At 40.5% G+C, this 15,828-nt stretch carries 14 protein-coding genes and 1 riboswitch; of the genes, 10 read left to right on the top strand and 4 right to left on the bottom strand.

Features of this window, described 5'->3' with window-relative positions:
• Positions 1 to 3 precede the first annotated feature (3 nt).
• Complete coding sequence (locus ABC357_RS10010) at positions 4 to 762, top strand: ABC transporter ATP-binding protein (RefSeq protein ID WP_412887363.1); 759 nt, start codon at positions 4 to 6, stop codon at positions 760 to 762.
• Positions 763 to 907: 145 nt separating this feature from the next.
• Here the strand turns inward: ABC357_RS10010 and ABC357_RS10005 are convergent, their stop codons facing one another.
• Positions 908 to 1,726 carry an S-layer homology domain-containing protein gene (locus ABC357_RS10005; protein WP_412887362.1) on the bottom strand — a complete coding sequence of 273 codons (819 nt, stop codon included), beginning with the start codon at positions 1,724 to 1,726 and terminating at the stop codon, positions 908 to 910.
• Positions 1,727 to 2,139: 413 nt separating this feature from the next.
• On the opposite strand from ABC357_RS10005, the gene ABC357_RS10000 reads away from it, so the two are divergent.
• The 5 genes from ABC357_RS10000 (at position 2,140) to ABC357_RS09980 (ending at position 5,913) form a co-directional block, all read left to right on the top strand.
• A complete protein-coding gene (locus ABC357_RS10000) occupies positions 2,140 to 2,817 on the top strand; it encodes an LbetaH domain-containing protein (RefSeq protein WP_412887361.1) in 678 nt (225 codons plus the stop codon).
• Positions 2,818 to 3,234: 417 nt separating this feature from the next.
• Positions 3,235 to 3,729 (top strand): hypothetical protein, encoded by a 495-nt coding sequence (locus ABC357_RS09995; protein WP_412887360.1) that lies wholly within the window; start codon positions 3,235 to 3,237, stop codon positions 3,727 to 3,729.
• A gap of 498 nt (positions 3,730 to 4,227) precedes the next feature.
• Positions 4,228 to 4,509: a DNA-binding protein gene (locus ABC357_RS09990; protein ID WP_412887359.1), complete on the top strand. Its 282-nt coding sequence runs from the start codon at positions 4,228 to 4,230 to the stop codon at positions 4,507 to 4,509.
• A gap of 37 nt (positions 4,510 to 4,546) precedes the next feature.
• Positions 4,547 to 5,383, top strand: a complete 837-nt coding sequence (locus ABC357_RS09985) for an alpha/beta fold hydrolase (protein ID WP_412887358.1) — start codon at positions 4,547 to 4,549, stop codon at positions 5,381 to 5,383.
• Positions 5,384 to 5,466: 83 nt separating this feature from the next.
• On the top strand, positions 5,467 to 5,913 hold the full coding sequence (locus ABC357_RS09980; RefSeq protein WP_412887357.1) for a PH domain-containing protein: 447 nt from the start codon (positions 5,467 to 5,469) through the stop codon (positions 5,911 to 5,913).
• A gap of 119 nt (positions 5,914 to 6,032) precedes the next feature.
• On the opposite strand, the gene ABC357_RS09975 is transcribed toward ABC357_RS09980, so the two are convergent.
• From ABC357_RS09975 to ABC357_RS09965, 3 genes are read right to left on the bottom strand one after another with little or no spacing between them, the layout of a single operon-like run.
• The gene (locus tag ABC357_RS09975) at positions 6,033 to 7,850 is read right to left on the bottom strand and encodes an ABC transporter ATP-binding protein (protein WP_412887356.1); all 1,818 of its coding nucleotides are present in this window, start codon (positions 7,848 to 7,850) and stop codon (positions 6,033 to 6,035) included.
• Positions 7,825 to 9,579 carry an ABC transporter ATP-binding protein gene (locus ABC357_RS09970; protein ID WP_412887355.1) on the bottom strand — a complete coding sequence of 585 codons (1,755 nt, stop codon included), beginning with the start codon at positions 9,577 to 9,579 and terminating at the stop codon, positions 7,825 to 7,827. Before ABC357_RS09970 ends, ABC357_RS09975 begins: the two co-directional genes overlap by 26 nt.
• A 30-nt stretch (positions 9,580 to 9,609) precedes the next feature.
• Positions 9,610 to 10,107: a PadR family transcriptional regulator gene (locus ABC357_RS09965; RefSeq protein WP_412887354.1), complete on the bottom strand. Its 498-nt coding sequence runs from the start codon at positions 10,105 to 10,107 to the stop codon at positions 9,610 to 9,612.
• A gap of 333 nt (positions 10,108 to 10,440) precedes the next feature.
• Positions 10,441 to 10,626: riboswitch (Lysine riboswitch) on the top strand.
• A gap of 154 nt (positions 10,627 to 10,780) precedes the next feature.
• Between ABC357_RS09965 and ABC357_RS09960 the strand changes: the two genes are divergently transcribed.
• From ABC357_RS09960 to ABC357_RS09945, 4 genes are all read left to right on the top strand, one after another.
• Positions 10,781 to 11,497, top strand: coding sequence for a cysteine hydrolase family protein (locus ABC357_RS09960; RefSeq protein WP_412887353.1), 717 nt, complete (start codon positions 10,781 to 10,783; stop codon positions 11,495 to 11,497).
• A gap of 14 nt (positions 11,498 to 11,511) precedes the next feature.
• A complete protein-coding gene (locus tag ABC357_RS09955; RefSeq protein ID WP_412887352.1) occupies positions 11,512 to 12,870 on the top strand; it encodes an APC family permease in 1,359 nt (452 codons plus the stop codon).
• 414 nt (positions 12,871 to 13,284) lie between these two features.
• Positions 13,285 to 14,541 (top strand): MFS transporter, encoded by a 1,257-nt coding sequence (locus ABC357_RS09950; RefSeq protein ID WP_412887351.1) that lies wholly within the window; start codon positions 13,285 to 13,287, stop codon positions 14,539 to 14,541.
• Between the two features lie 23 nt (positions 14,542 to 14,564).
• Positions 14,565 to 15,755, top strand: coding sequence for a M20 metallopeptidase family protein (locus ABC357_RS09945; RefSeq protein ID WP_412887350.1), 1,191 nt, complete (start codon positions 14,565 to 14,567; stop codon positions 15,753 to 15,755).
• The last annotated feature ends 73 nt before the right edge of the window (positions 15,756 to 15,828 follow it).

The raw sequence follows: 15,828 nt of genomic DNA, 5'->3' as shown, positions 1-15,828 counted from the left end.
ATGATGAAGCAGATTATCATAGGTGAAAACATAGTGAAGTCCTTCGGGGAAGGCGATGAAAAACGCAATGTTCTCGATGGAGTGACTGTTAACATAAATGAGGGAGAGTTTATTTCGGTCATGGGCCCCTCGGGCTCAGGAAAATCCACACTTCTTTTTGCGATAAGCGGAATGGACACTATAGATAGCGGGAAGGTCATTTTTGACGGGAAGGATTTATCAGCGTTCAAGGAAAATGAACTTGCCGACATGCGCAGAACAAAAATGGGATTTGTGTTTCAGCAGCCAACGTTACTGAAAAACTTGAATATCCTCGATAATATTGTTCTTCCTGCAATGCGTGGCAATAGAAAAAACGCTTCTGCTATTTTAGAAAAAGCTAAGCTGCTCATGGGAAAAATGGGTATTTCCGGACTCGAGAAACGGGATATTACTCAGGTTTCAGGAGGGCAGCTACAGCGTGCAGGAATATGCCGCACACTTATAAGCAGTCCTCAGATCATATTAGGGGACGAGCCTACCGGAGCTCTTAATTCAAAATCCTCACAGGACATTCTGGACATTTTTTCTGAAATAAACGCGGGAGGGACCGCTGTTATGATTGTCACTCATGACGCAAAAATTGCAGCGAGAACAGAACGAATCCTATTTATGTGCGATGGGAAAATCGTGAGTGAATTGATGCTGGGCAAATACGATGAAAACGATATGGAAGAAAGGATGAGTAAAATCACGGAGAGAATGGGCGAGATAGGTATATAACTCGACCAAAACGTATTCCGGATTTGTAGGGCATAAGTGGGGGTGAGGAAGCTAGTTTCTCTTTTTATGTATATGCGTCCTATTTAGAACTCAATAATTAATAAAAAGAGGCTGCTGTAATAGCAGCCCCTCCTGTTGAAAAAGATTACGCTTCTGCGTCTATTTCTTGTTGCATTTCTTGGATGAAGTCATCCAGCGTCATCCCTTGGTCTTTTAATTCTTGTAAGAATTCATCCCAGCTCATCATGTCGCTAGATTCCAATTGATTCTTGAATTTGTCTATATCAAATTTTCCGTTGGTTGTCACATCGTCCCATGTGCCATCCACTGCATCATCGATGGCTTCACCGATTACGAAATCAAAGCTTCTGTCCATGAAGGCAGCAAATTGCCCGCGTGTTACCGCTTGATCTGGTTTATAGGTGTTATCGGGATATCCTGCTGTGATATCTGCATATATCAGTTTACCAATGTAAGGATAAGCGGCAGACGATGGTGATACATCTTTGAACGTGACTTTATCAGATTCTGTCAGTTCAAATGCACGAGATAAGAAAATCGCCATCTGGCCTCTTGTAACCTTTTGTTCCGGTTTATAGGAGCCGTCTGGGAATCCTTGAATGATTCCAGCATCCGCCGCTTGTTTAATATAACCGGATGCAACGGAAGAAGGGGAGACATCCTTGAACTTAGTGGCGGCTTTGGGAGCTTCTTCCCCGTCCTCGGAAATAGCACGGCCGATCATAATGGCTGCTTGGGCGCGAGTAACAGATTGGCCTGGTTTAAATGTGCCATCCGGGTATCCAGTGATGACTCCGAGATCCGACATGGATTCAATTTCCTCGTAAAACGAGTACGTGGCCGGGACGTCTTTATACGTGACATGGGCAGGTGCAGCTTGGGCAAATGGTGCGGCGGACAATAATAACGTCGCGCCGAGTAACAATGATGGTAATTTCTTCAAACTATAGGCAACCCCTTTTTTATAAAATGTTTACGAACGAGTGTTTACTATACAATGATTCAAAGAAGAATGCTTAAAATATGCTCAAAATTTGGACCCTATGGAGTAAAAAGGGAATAAAGTCCTTGCTTCCCTTGTTTTATAGGGAATTTAGAATAAAAGGGCTATCCAAATGGGTTCCTGCCTTTTATTGTTTTCCGTAATTGTTAGCCATATGATCGTTTAGTAAGTATTGACATCTTAACTTATGTCATAACCATTTTGGAGAAGGGTTTAACGGTTTTAAGGGCAAAAAAACCAATATGGATTTCTCTTAAGATGTTCCCGCAAATGGTCAGTGAAGAGCCCTTTCCTCACCCAAACCTTCTGCATAATATAACGATATGCCAATAGATAGTGAAGGAGGTGATCGTTTGGGAGACAAAAAAAGCACAGATTCCTCAACTAACACTCAATCCCGCTGTTTTGAACCATTCATTAGTCCCAATCCCATTACTTCTTTTAATCGTATTCAACGCTTCCCTACCATTGATAAAACAGCGTTTATTAGTCCATTTTCCAGTGTCATAGGTGATGTAGCAATTAGAAATAATGTGTATGTCGCGCCAAACGCCAGTATTCGTGCAGATGAAGGAACCCCATTTTATATAGGTTCAAATACGAATCTTCAGGATGGAGTCATTTTACACGGCCTAGTAAATAAAAAAGTGGTAGTAGGAGGAAAAAAATACTCCATATACATCGGAAATGAAGTGACCATTGCCCACGGAGCCCTTGTACATGGCCCTTGTTTTATCGGGGATCATGTTTTCGTCGGTTTTAAATCCATTGTTTATAACGCGGCCGTTGGAAAAGGGGGATTTATTGCTTATAACGCAGTAGTAACAAATGGTGTCCGGATCCCGCCTAATAGGTTCGTGCCGCCTGGGGCTAATATCGATACCCAAGAAAAAGCAGATGCTCTTTCACCGGTACCAAAGGATAGTGAGGAATTTGCACTGGAAGTCCAACGCGTCAATCAGGAGTTCCCGGCATCTTATAACCTTTTATTCGGGAAACACCGATGTTCCTGCGGATTTGCCTATGAGTAACGGCGAGTGTGAAATACGTGCCGGATGGAGTTCTTTTTAGCGTCTTGAACAATGTATAAGTGAAGCTGTCTTTGAGGCAGCTTTCTTTTGTTATGAGAAGAGCAGGAAAAGAAACATCGAAGTTCTTTCAATGAAGGAACAAAATGGTAATGCAAGCTCCTTCTTCAAGTTGCTCCGTGATTCATTGTATATAAGGAATACTTTTCCAGGATTCTGATGTAGGAAGGTTCGTGCATTCCATTTATATACCAGTTTCAGTAATTTCAGATCATAGAATAAACGATTTTGATTACTATATGATAAACTTACGTAAATCCTATCATATTCATTCAGAATCTTTATGCTTGGATTTAACCTCTAAGAAGGCCTGCTGATATATTTCAGGTTTTAGATTATGTGAACATGGAAGGAGAACGAATGTTTTATAAAATAATAGGAATAGTAATGGTTCTTGTTACCGTCGTATTTCTTTCAAATTGCAGTTCAACAGAAGAAGATAGCAATAAAGTAGTGTATAAAGAATATAAGATTTCGAATGTTGAGGCCTTGGACACATTTATAGAAGACGCCGAAAATCATAAAGAGGCCGAAATAACGGTTGTTCGATTTTTTTCCGGCACCCATCAATTCCTTCCTATTTTTAAGGATTCCATTACATATACATTAAAGACAGGGTATTATAAAAAGACTGATGAGTCGTGGATTGACGTTCAGGTCGTGAATCATTTGAAAGACTTAGACACTCGCCATCTACTTAAATATAATCAACAATGCAGTTCAATCACAAAAAATCCAGGAGAGTATACATTAAACGAATGCCATCAGGGATGGTCATTTCCTTTAATTCCGACTGAAGAAGGAGCTCTTTATGATAAAGAAAAGGACAAAGTAAGAAACCCCGGATACAAATGATCGGCAGGAAGGAAAGGAAACATAGTTACGGCGCTTCTCTGTTTCAAAACGCATAAAAAACATAAGTTTTTTAGATTTTTTACCCTTTTTGCAGGAGTTAATCTTGTGGAAATAAAGGTATCTCAAAACGGTGAAAGATTGCGTGTTATGTGAAATCGTATTATTACTCATTTCCATTTGAATAGAGCTTCTTTCGGAAGGATTTATTCAACTAACGGAATGCTGAATGATAAAAGGAACTGTATACGCAGTTTCTTTTATTTTGCTAACATGGAATGCTAATCTTTAATGCTATCCAGTCTTCTTCAAAAAATTGAATTGTGGTTCCCAGTTTCTAAGCGCAAATGATGTAGACTCTATGAATCTCATATAATTCATATAGAAATAACTGGAGAGGGGTAGTGAAACGGATGTCATTTAATCTCAAAAATGGTGTATTATAGGTTTGTGAAGATTGGTCTCTAATGAATAATCCGGAAGCAGGAGGAGGAACGGATAATGGACTTTTTTTGGATTGCTGTAGGATTAGCGGGTTTAGGTTATTTTATAGGAGATGGTTTGAGACATATAGGCAACCCTAAAAAAGTGACGAAATATTTCGTTTTTATTAAGGAAAATGAATTGCATTACTATGTGAATTTAAGTAGAAAAGAGATTAAAGAATTGTTGAATGAATTCCCCGATGCCCCAAAAGTTGTATTGAATGGCAAGGTATATTACCCATCAAGGCAGTTTCAGGAATGGCTGGCGGCCCTAAAACCAAATCAACAAAGAGATTAGAGGTTTTCCTGGGCCAATAATTGAAGGAGGAGTTGGGATGTGGGAAAAGGTTTTTATTGAAACAAATAGAGGAAAATTCGAATATTTTGTTTCTGGTGATGGCGAACCATTGGCCATTGCCCATTTCTATATGGCGTTTGATCTGCGTGGCAATTTGTTTGCCAATCCATTTACTGAACACTATAAGGTGTATTTGATCAATGTCAGAGGGGCAGGGGAGTCAGCTCATATTGAAAACGAACGTCAATTAAGTTTACAAGAAACAATAAAAGATTTAGAGGCCATTAGAAAAGCATTAGGAATTGAAAAATGGGCGTTTGCAGGCCATTCAACTGGAGGAATGCTGGCGCTGCAATATGCCATTGAAGCACCTGAGTCTTTAAGTAAAATGGTAGCTGGATGTACCTCTGCCAGTAACGAGTATGCAAGCCATCCACATAGCATATATAGTCCTGAAAACCGTCAGTTCCATCGAATAATCGAAATAATGGATGTGCTTAATAACCCGAAAACAACACAAGAAGAACGAAGAGAATTAAATTTCGAATGGGCTTTAATGTCGTATCATTCCGAGGAAAAATTACAGCAAGCTTTAACACGAGCGAATAGTGGGCGTACAATTGGGAAAAGGCTGGAATATTTTAGAAAAGTAGAGATAAAAACATTTGACCTTCGTGAACAGTTGCAAACGATTCGTACACCGACTTATGTATTCGTTGGTAGATATGACGCTCAATGCCCTCTAGAATATGGCGTTGAAATCGCAGAATTAATACCGGCTTCCCAGTTGACTATTTTCGAAAAGTCTAACCATAATCCGTTCATAGAAGAGGAAGAAGCATTTAAACGATTTGTGGAATTTACACGATCATAAGAATCTTAATCAAATTGTTGAAGTAAAGAAGCATCTACCATGTTTTGTTGAAAACATAAGGGCTATTCTATAGAAGAGCGGTGATGAAAATGGTTTTTCAATCGAAGATAGACAGGTCTTTTCTACTGATAATTGCTGCAGCAATCTTATTAATTGGGGGAGTAACGTGGATGCCGATATGGCTTGATGAAGAGTCGACTGTTATTTCTACTTGTGTCATGTTTGCTATTTTTTCTATATCGGCTGGGTTTATATTATGGGTATCCTTTTCAATCAGATATACGTTTCAACAGAACAGATTATTATTAAAGGCTGGACCTTTTAGAAGCAGGATCCCTTATGGGGAAATAACGAAAATTACTCCTACAAAAGATGTTTGGACAGGTTATCGTATGCTATCGTCAAAAGACAGTTATGAACTGTTTTATCAGTCGGCAATTTTTGGGAGCGTAAAAATATCACCAAAAGAACCAGAGAGATTTCTTTCTGAATTAGAGAAACGATGTCCTAATCTTACTATTCAGAATTGATGAGCAAAAGAGCATCTCCTTAGGATGCTCTTTATTACCGTTTATATATTTCTACTAGATAAATACGAAGTGAACGGCTTTTTGTGAAAAGTGATTAAGAGAAAACTTAAAACACATCTTCATACCAACTGGTCCTCATCCAACTTACTATACATCTGATAATAAAAACCTTTCTTCTCAATAAGATGATGATGGTCGCCTTGTTCAATAATCTTCCCGTCCTTGACCACAAGGATAGTGTCCGCATTTTCTATTGTTTTTAAGCGGTGGGCGATAACAAAACTCGTTCTTCCTTCCATTAAATTGTTCAGCCCTTTTTGGATCTGCACTTCTGTCCGTGTATCCACGTTGGATGTGGCTTCGTCCAGAATGAGCAAATCTGCATCCTCTAGTATGGCTCTGGCAATGGCGATAAGCTGACGTTGGCCTTGGCTTAAATTGGTGCCTCCAGAGACGAGTACTGTGTCATATTGTTTCGGCAAATATTTGATAAAGGAATGGGCATGTGCCACTTTAGAAGCTTCTATCACTTCTGCATCACTGGCACTTAAACGGCCGTAGCGGATATTTTCCATGATGCTGCCGGCAAATAAATACGTATCCTGCAATACGACACCAACTCTTTCTCTAACGGACTTCAATGGATAGTCATTTATATTAGCGCCATCAAGATGGATAGCGCCTGATTGTACATCATAAAACCGGGTCAGCAGATTAATGATCGTTGTTTTTCCGGAGCCTGTCGGACCAACGATAGCAATGGTTTGCCCAGCTTTGGCTGTGAAAGAGATATTGTTTAGAATAGGAGCCTTCCCACTATACGAAAAATGGACATGTTTAAATTCTACTTCACCAGAAAAATGTTCCTTCAACTTTAAAGGATTGCTGTCAAGCGGCTCTGTTTGTTCAGCCATTATTTCAAAGACACGTTCAGCTCCGGCTATTGCCGCCTGGAATGTATTCAATAGGTTGGACATTTGGTTGATCGGCCGGAAGAACTGGCGCGTATAGGTAACAAAAGCGGCAATGATCCCAACAGTCACATGGCCGCCTACTGCCATAATGGCGCCTGTTCCAATCACAAGGCCTAATCCGAGATTATTCATAAAGTTATTGAGAGGTCCCAGAAATCCGGAAGTGACTTCTGCTTTTAAAGCGGAAGATCTTAATGCTTCGTTCAACTCGTTAAAGTGCTCCGCTGTGGCTTGTTCTTTCCCGAATAAAGTAATAACCTCTGAACCTGTTATGGATTCTTCAATGTAGCCGTTCAATTGGCCTAGATTCTTTTGCCGTTCAGCATAGTTGACACTGCTTCGCTTGATGATTTGCTTGGAGGCCCATACAATCAGCGGGATAATGATGAACGTGACTATTGCCAGCATCCAATTCATGGCGAACATAGCGATAGTAACACCGACGATGGTCAATATAGAAGAAACGATTTGGACAATGCTCTGGCTTAAAGCCATATTCAGGTTATCAATATCATTAGTAACTCGGCTCATTAAGTCTCCCTGAGACCGTTGATCGAAAAAGCGGAGAGGCAGTGAATGTAACTTTTTGAATAGATCCAAGCGCAGCGTTTGGATCGTCTTTAAAGAAATGTTGATCATCACATAGGTTTGAAACCATGAAAAGAGTGAAGCCGCTATATAAACGGAACCCAAAAGAACGAGCATTTTAAATGTGCCACCCAAATCTTTCGGAATGATGTAATCATCAATGATCTTCCCGATTAAGTAAGGGCCTATCAAAGTCAATAAAGTGGAAAGAATAACTAAACCGATCGCCATAATAAGGGAGAAACGCTGTTTGCTTACATAATCCCAAATACGGGCCAATGTCGCTTTTGGGTTGGCAGCCTTCACTACAGGGCCATGGAATCGATGGCCTCGTTCAAATCCGGTCGGTCTATTGGCTTTTGCTTGTTGATTCATCCAGTAAGGACTCCTTTCCAATCTGGGTAGAGTAGATTTCCTGGTAAATGGCGTTTTCTGAAAGCAGCTGTTCATGAGTGCCGCTGCCAATAAGGCGCCCATCCTCTAATACGAGAATTTGATTAGCGTGTTTAATCGATGATATTTTCGAAGCGACAATGAACGTCGTACATTCCTTTTGCTGTTTCTTTATCGCTTTTTGAATCCTATGCTCAGATAGACTATCGACCGCAGAAGTTGAGTCGTCCAGGATTAAAATGGATGGTTTTCTAATAAATGCACGAGCCATGGAAAGTCTTTGTTTTTGGCCGCCTGATAAATTGGCTGCACCCTGCGAAAGCATGTGTCGATATCCATCCTCATAGGCAGATACGAATTCAGCGGCGCATGAAGCTGCAAGTGCAGCCTCCATGTCCTTATCGTCTGCCTTTTCTTTTCCAAACTTCATATTTTCTTCAATGCTTCCTGAAAATAGTGTCGCCTTTTGCGGTGTGAAACCGATGGCTTTTCGCAGTGTTTGCAAATTGTATTGTTTAATAGATACACCATCCAATTCGATATCGCCTTCATCGCAGTCGAATAGTCGGGGAATAAGCTTCACTAGTGTTGACTTCCCGCTGCCTGTCGTTCCGATGATGCCGATTGTTTCGCCGGGCTTGGCAGAGAAGGAGAGATTCTTTAGGACATATTCTCCGTTTTTACTGTAGCTGAAGCTTACATTTTTGAACTGAATGGCTCCTTTGATGAAGGAAGGGGCAGAATCTACATTTTGAATATCAACTTTTGTTTGCAGCACCTGCTGGATTCGATGTGCTGATGGAAATGCTCTCGCAATTTGGACAAGTACATTGCTGCTCGATATCAAGCCATTCATAATGATGGTCAGGTAATTGATAAAGGCTAATAGTACCCCTACTTGAAGTGTATGATTGCTGACTTTTATGGCTCCCATCCAAAGAGCTGCGACAATTCCCATATTGATGACGAACATGGTTAAAGGCATAAGAACTCCGACTACTTGATCTGCGCGGATATTTTTACGTGTTAGTTGGCTGTTTACCTCAGAAAATTCTTTCATATGGTGGTCTCTTCGATTAAAGGCTTTAATCACACGGATTCCTGCCAAATTTTCTTGCAGTTTTACATTAACGGAATCAATTGCTTCCTGCACCTTTTGAAAAAGGGTACCTGATATTTTTGTAAAGAAGTACATGCATATCATTAGAAGGGGAACTACCACTAATAAGACAGGGAATAATTCCCGAGCAGTAAGGAATACGATGACGACGCTGCCGATGAAGAGGAGAGGACCTCTGACAAATACTTTTAATGTCATCATTAAAGCCCTTTGCAGCGTTTCAACATCATTAGTCATAATCGTAATTAGCTTTCCAGTTCCGAATGAATCCTTATTCCTGTTTGAAAACTGTGTAATGATTTCAAAAACATCTTTTCTAATATCGCTTGCGAAGTGGATGGCGGCCCTTGAGCTGTAGATGGAGCACCCAGCTCCGCCGAGCAAGCCAATGATGGCGCTCAAAATCATTAGTAATCCCATTTTGATGACATATGCGTGATTTTGGCCGGCAATTCCTGTGTCGATGATATGCTGCATGATAGTAGGCTGGATCAAATCCATTACCACCTCTACTACCATTAAGAGCGGTCCCATAATAGCCAAAATAGTATATGGCTTTACATATTTCACTAATTGTTTTGCCGATTGCATGTTTCTTCCCCCAGCCGTAGCGTAAAAAATTTAATGATGCATACGATTCCAACGTGCCAGTTTCTCTTTAGCTTCCGAAATAATATCCATTAATTGGCCGGCATCCTGAAGATTGGAGGCTACATACCTTTCCGCAGCTTTCATTTCTTTCTCCCAGGAAGATAGTTCCTCTTGGATTAACTGGCATTCATTTGTTTGCTTCCAAATAATCCTCCCTTTCCAATGTATCCAAAACTCTTCGCTGTCTTTTCCGCATTCCTGCAAAAAGGTAACGCCATCCTGATTTATGAAATATTCCTTTTTTGCTTCAATCTCTTGAATATCTACAAATCCTTTTTCATTAAGCTCCTGGAGAGCAGGGTATACCGTTCCGGCGCTCGGCGAATAGTAGCCATCCGATTTTTCTTCCAATTTTTTAATAATCTGATAGCCATGCATTTGCTCCTGGCTCAACAAATGAAGGATGGCGATCTGGATCTTACCTTTTCTTCGGCTTCTAGAGCCTTTCTTTTTTGGATCTCTTTTCAAGCGATTTCCTCCTTATGTATTACGTTTTTGAAAAATAGATATATCTAAAATTATTAATCGATATAATAATAGCATAATCAATAGATGAAATACTAGTTGATATATAGGGGAGAAACCACTCAATCGGACTAATTGAAATTGGTTAACGGGGCTTAAGGTGAGCTTTCTATGATATGAAAAGAAAATCTTGTTGAGTAAGCTGTTTTAAGGCTTACTCATCACTCACCTAAAAAATGTAGGGTATGGATGAGTATTAACTATAAAATAGTAAATTGACTTCTAAGTGTTTTAATTATATAATAATTCTAACAATTTAATAGACCTCACTTTTTCTTGTGAGGTAGAGGTTGCGACATTCAATAGTGCTTAGCGGAGTTAGGGAAAACGTTGATGGTAAGCAGAAGGGTGTGTCGCCGAAGCATGTGTCGAGTTCTCAACGCCACATGCTGGGACTGCAATGAACAATTGCAGGACTGTCTTAATAAATCGGTTGATTTATTAAGTTGCGCTATTTCATAACGTGATAAAAGTCGAGGGGTTATGGATTATTCGGCATGCTTCCGGTAGTTTACCTGGTATAGGTGCCTTTATTCAATTGCCATTAAGAGACCTGTTATCGCCTATGGGTCTCTTTTTTGTTGCTGAAACACTTTATGACAAAGGGGATATTATAATGGAAAAACAACAAACGCTATACTACGATTTTATTCCGACGGGAAAGAGCAAGATTCAGCTAGATCCGTCCAAAACAGCTTTATTGATTGTGGATATGCAAAACCAATTCATCAGCAGGGATGGCTTGGATGCTCAAATGGCAAGGGAAAAAGGGATGTTTGCCCGATGGGAGTATTTCTTTGATCGTATTGATGCGCTAGCGGTTCCTAATAATAAAAAACTGCTGGATTTTTTCAGGAATCATGAATTGGAGGTAACTTTCGGCCGCATTGCCTGCCATCGGAAAGATGGCAGAGACCGTTCACCGGTTCAGCGCCGTCCGGGCTGGAATAATATTTTATTGCCAATCGGCGACTCAGGTGCGGAAATGGTGGATGAATTAAAGCCGCTGGGAGATGAAATTGTCGTCAATAAAACAACAGACAGTGTGCTGAGCGGTACAAATTATGAATTTTTGCTCCGCAATATGGGGATTGAAACGGTTGTCTGCACGGGAGTGGTAACGGACCAATGTGTCGCTTCTACTGTCCGAAGCTTGGCAGATGCCGGTTTTGAAGTCATTTTGGTGGAGGATGCCTGTGCTGCCGCTACCCAGCAGCTGCATGATGCCGAAATCATGATTATGAACCAGATCTATTGCCAAGTGATGAGTACAAGTGAAGTCATCGGAATGATTACTGATGAAATAAATAATCGTGCATTCGCACAAGCGTAAAGAAGGTTGTTGGCATGAAACCAATTCAATCAGACAACAGACATGTTAATACAGATTCGCAATTGAAAAGGGTATTGACCTTAAAGGACCTTGTTATTTATGGCATTGCTTTCATGACTCCGATCGCACCAGCCTATATTTATGGATTCGCTTCAGAATCGACAGGCGGAATGCTGCCGTTGGCCTATTTGATCGCTATGATTGCGATGATGTTCTCAGCATATAGCTATGGGCGGATGGCAGCAGCATTTCCTGTTTCTGGTTCCACCTACACCTATACACAGAGGGCGATCAATCCCCACCTAGGTTTTTTCGCCGGGTGGGCCATGTTCATGGACTATGTATTGGTTCCGCTCATCGTATTTATGGTCGGGGCATCATATGCCAATGCACTTGTTCCATCTGTTCCATATTGGGTATGGGTATTGATTATTGCATCGATTATAACAACAGTAAACATCATCGGCATCCAGGTAGCGGCAAAAACAAATCAAATTCTTGTTCTGTTTATGGGAATTGTGGTCGTAGTATTTGTCATTTTCTGCATCAAAGCAATCACTGGCAACGATGGAGCGGGGGCATTAATATCGATAACGCCTTTTTTTAACAATGATACATTTGCTATGTCTGCCATCATATCAGGTGCGGCCATGGCGAGTTTCTCTTTTTTAGGATTCGACTCGATTACGACTTTATCGGAAGAAGCAGTTAATCCAAAAGATGATATGTGGAAAGCTGGTATGCTAGCATGTTTAATCGGCGGAGTTTTATTTATCGGCCAAGCGTATGTCTCGCAACTGGTGTGGCCGGATGTGCATAGCTTCAGTTCAGCAGATACTGCTTTGTTTGACGTGGCAAAGGCGGCGGGCGGCGTTATGATGGCAATGCTTTATACAGTGGCCATCATTGTTTCGACCGTCACAGCCGGTATTACAGGGCAAGGAAGTGCAGCGCGATTAATGTTCACAATGGGACGTGATGATGTTATTCCTAGAAAATTTTTCACCTATCTGCATCCCAAGTACAAAACACCAGTTTATAACATTCTTTTAATGGGAACGCTAACGGTGATTGGCGCCATTGTACTGCCTGTTGATTTTGTCGCTGAATTAATGAATTTCGGGGCATTGATCGGTTTTATGTTTGTGAATGTATCAGTCATTGTCTATTACTATTTCCGAAAGAAAGAAAAAAAATGGTTCCGTTATTTTCTCATTCCGTCCATGGGCTTCTTGATCTGTTTCTATCTTTTTATCAATCTTTCAGGTCTCACACTGGCCATCGGTTTTGCCTGGCTGGCAATAGGGCTTGTCTATGCGTTGATTACGACAAGAGGATTTAAGAAAAGTCCGCCGATTTTTAATGAAGACTAGCGCAGTGTTTTAAGGGATTACTAGTAACAAATGAATGAATCCCTACAAGTGAATTGCTTTTGTTTGATAGCCAGAAATCTGCTTTTTAAGATTTCTGGCTATTTTTCGTATAGCAGGTATTTGCGATATTTAAAATACTATGTTTTTTCTTGGCGAGCAGTAATCACTTAAGTGTCTGGTTCCTCTAACATGGTTGAGATCCTGCCTTTTCCGCAATCATTTACTGAATTCAATCTAATTTAATTAGCGTATAAAAACCAATGACTTAAACGACTTAAACAAAAATTAAAATATTTAAAATAAATTGACAATTATTGAAAGTTTATATAATCTATAAAAAAATAAAACAGAAAAAAGATGAATACTTTTAGCGAAAAACAACAAAAGTTTTCTGAACGATTGGAGGAGAAGGGTATGCGCTGGGTTATGGTTGTTTTTCTATTTTTTATGTATATGATTAATTATCTGGATAAGGCAATTATTGGGTTTGCAGCTATTCCGATTATGAATGATTTGCACCTCAATTATTCCCAATGGGGTATGGTCGGAAGCAGCTTCTACTGGTTATTTTCTATAGGCGGTATTTTGGGAGCTTCCTTGTCGGATCGAATAGGGACGAAGAAAATATTAATCATTATGGGATTTGCATGGTCTTTTTCACAACTAGGGGCTTTTGCTGTTTATGGTTTGCCGATCCTTATCCTTACTCGTGTTATCCTGGGTGCATTTGAGGGCCCGTATTTGGCTACATCTGTCAGCCATTTGACGAAATGGTTTCCTCCGGAACGCAGAGGGTTGGCCATTTCCATTACAAATAGCGGCAGCTTGGCAGCAAAACTGTTAACGCCATTCATTATATTTATAATAGGAAGCGTCGGCTGGAGAATGGGATTCGGGTTCTTAGGAACTCTGAGTATTATTTGGGTCATTCTGTGGATATGGATCGGTAAAGACCACCCGTTGAACAAAGTAAACAAGCATAATACCGCAATAAAAGAACGGAAAACAAAATGGGCCGATATTTATCCAGCTTTACTATCGAGGACATTCATCTTCACTTGTTTGGCTTTCTTTTCCACTTTTTGGGTGCTGGCGTGGTCACTTGTATGGGAACCAACCTATTTGACTAAAATAATCCACTTAACTCCTAAACAGATGGGTCTATACTATGCAATTGTTGGTTTCCCCATCACAATTGGCACGATCCTACTTTCTTCTTGTTCTGATTATATCTACAAAAAGACACAGAGCATAATGAAATCGCGTGTCTTTGTCGCTGGAGGTACATTGGTTCTCGGTGCGCTTTGTTTTTATTCTCTCGTATTCATTCGGTCTACTATTCCAGCTCTAATTATGCTTTCACTCGCCGGACTTTTCACAAATATTATGTTTCCTCTGGCTCCACAAATAGTGAATCATCTGTTGCCTGAAAAAAAGGGATTGCTGTCTGGTGTGCTAATAGGAATTGCCAATACGGCTGGCATAATTAGCCCAATCATTACAGGATTTGTCGTACAAGCAGGAGGTTCGGATGTTCGCCTTGGGTTTAATCATTCAGTTGAATTAGCGGTTGGTATGCTATTAGTTACAGGGTTATTGTTTTTATTCTTCGCCAAACCGAATAAAAATGAAACCCCCGCATATGTGAAACAGACAAATGCCAGTCTGTAAAAATACAAGGGAGTGTGGCTTGCATGTTGGAAAAAATGTTTGAACGATTAAATGAAATCTATCCTGAATTAGTTGAAATCCGCAGAGACCTTCATATGTATCCAGAATTATCCTACCAGGAAGTCCATACACCTAAAAAAATTGCTGATTATTTAATGAATCTAGGAATTGAAGTTGAAACTGGAATTGGGGGAAGAGGTGTAGTTGGAAAACTAAGAGGAGGAAAACCTGGAAAAACGATCGCATTCCGTGCCGATTTTGATGCTTTGCCAATCCAGGATGAAAAAACTGTATCCTATAAATCCCGCGTACCAGGTGTCATGCATGCGTGCGGCCATGATATACATACCGCCGCATTATTAGGGACCGCCAAGGTATTGAGTGAAGTGAAAGATAGACTTGTGGGAGATATCGTTTTTATCCATCAATTTGCTGAGGAAGTTAGCCCTGGAGGAGCTCAAGCAATGATCGCTGATGGATGCCTGGAAGGAGTCGATTCCATTTTTGGAGCGCATGTTTTTTCGTTCGAACCTTTTGGGACTATAGGGATCCGCGCAGGTACTATGATGGCTGCCATAGACGGCTTTCATATTGAAATATCAGGCTTCGGTGGGCATGGCTCACAGCCGCACCAAACAGTTGATTCCCTTGTTATTGGTTGTCAACTTGTTTTAAACTTGCAGCAAATTGTCAGCCGACGAATCGACCCATTACAGCCAGCGGTGGTAACGGTCGGTTCATTTGAAAGCGGGAAAGCATCTAATGTCATTGCGAATTCAGCCAAAATTTCCGGTACCGTGCGCAGTTTTGATCCTGGAGTCAGGGATTGCATTGAAAACGCCATTAAACAAATTGCGAAGTCTACATGTGAAGGGGCAGGTGCGGAGGTCCACATTCAATATGAAAGAGGGTATCCTCCTGTCATCAATCATCTTGATGAAACTAGACATATTGAAGAGTGGGCAAAGTCGGTTGTGGGTGAGGAACATGTTATCCAGAGAAAGCTGGGTATGGGCAGTGAAGACTTTGCCTATTATCTTCAACATAGACCGGGAGCTTTTTTTAGTGTTGGGGGAGGTAATCCAGAAATGGCTGCCATTTATCCGAACCATCATCCAAAATTCGATGTCGATGAGAGATCAATGATCAATATAAGTAAAATGTTTTTATCTGCTGCATGTCATCATTCAACTAGTAGTTTACAGGCCCATTAGAGCAAACTCCTTATTTATAGTAATCAGTATTGTCTTGAAGTCAATTATAAGTTAAGCAAAAGTATCAACGGCG

Source organism: Bacillus kalamii, from assembly GCF_047238185.1.
In the GTDB taxonomy this organism is placed as follows: domain Bacteria; phylum Bacillota; class Bacilli; order Bacillales; family DSM-1321; genus Bacillus_AD.
The sequence above is the reverse complement of the archived record's forward strand: the minus strand, read 5'-3'. Positions and strand labels throughout refer to the sequence as shown.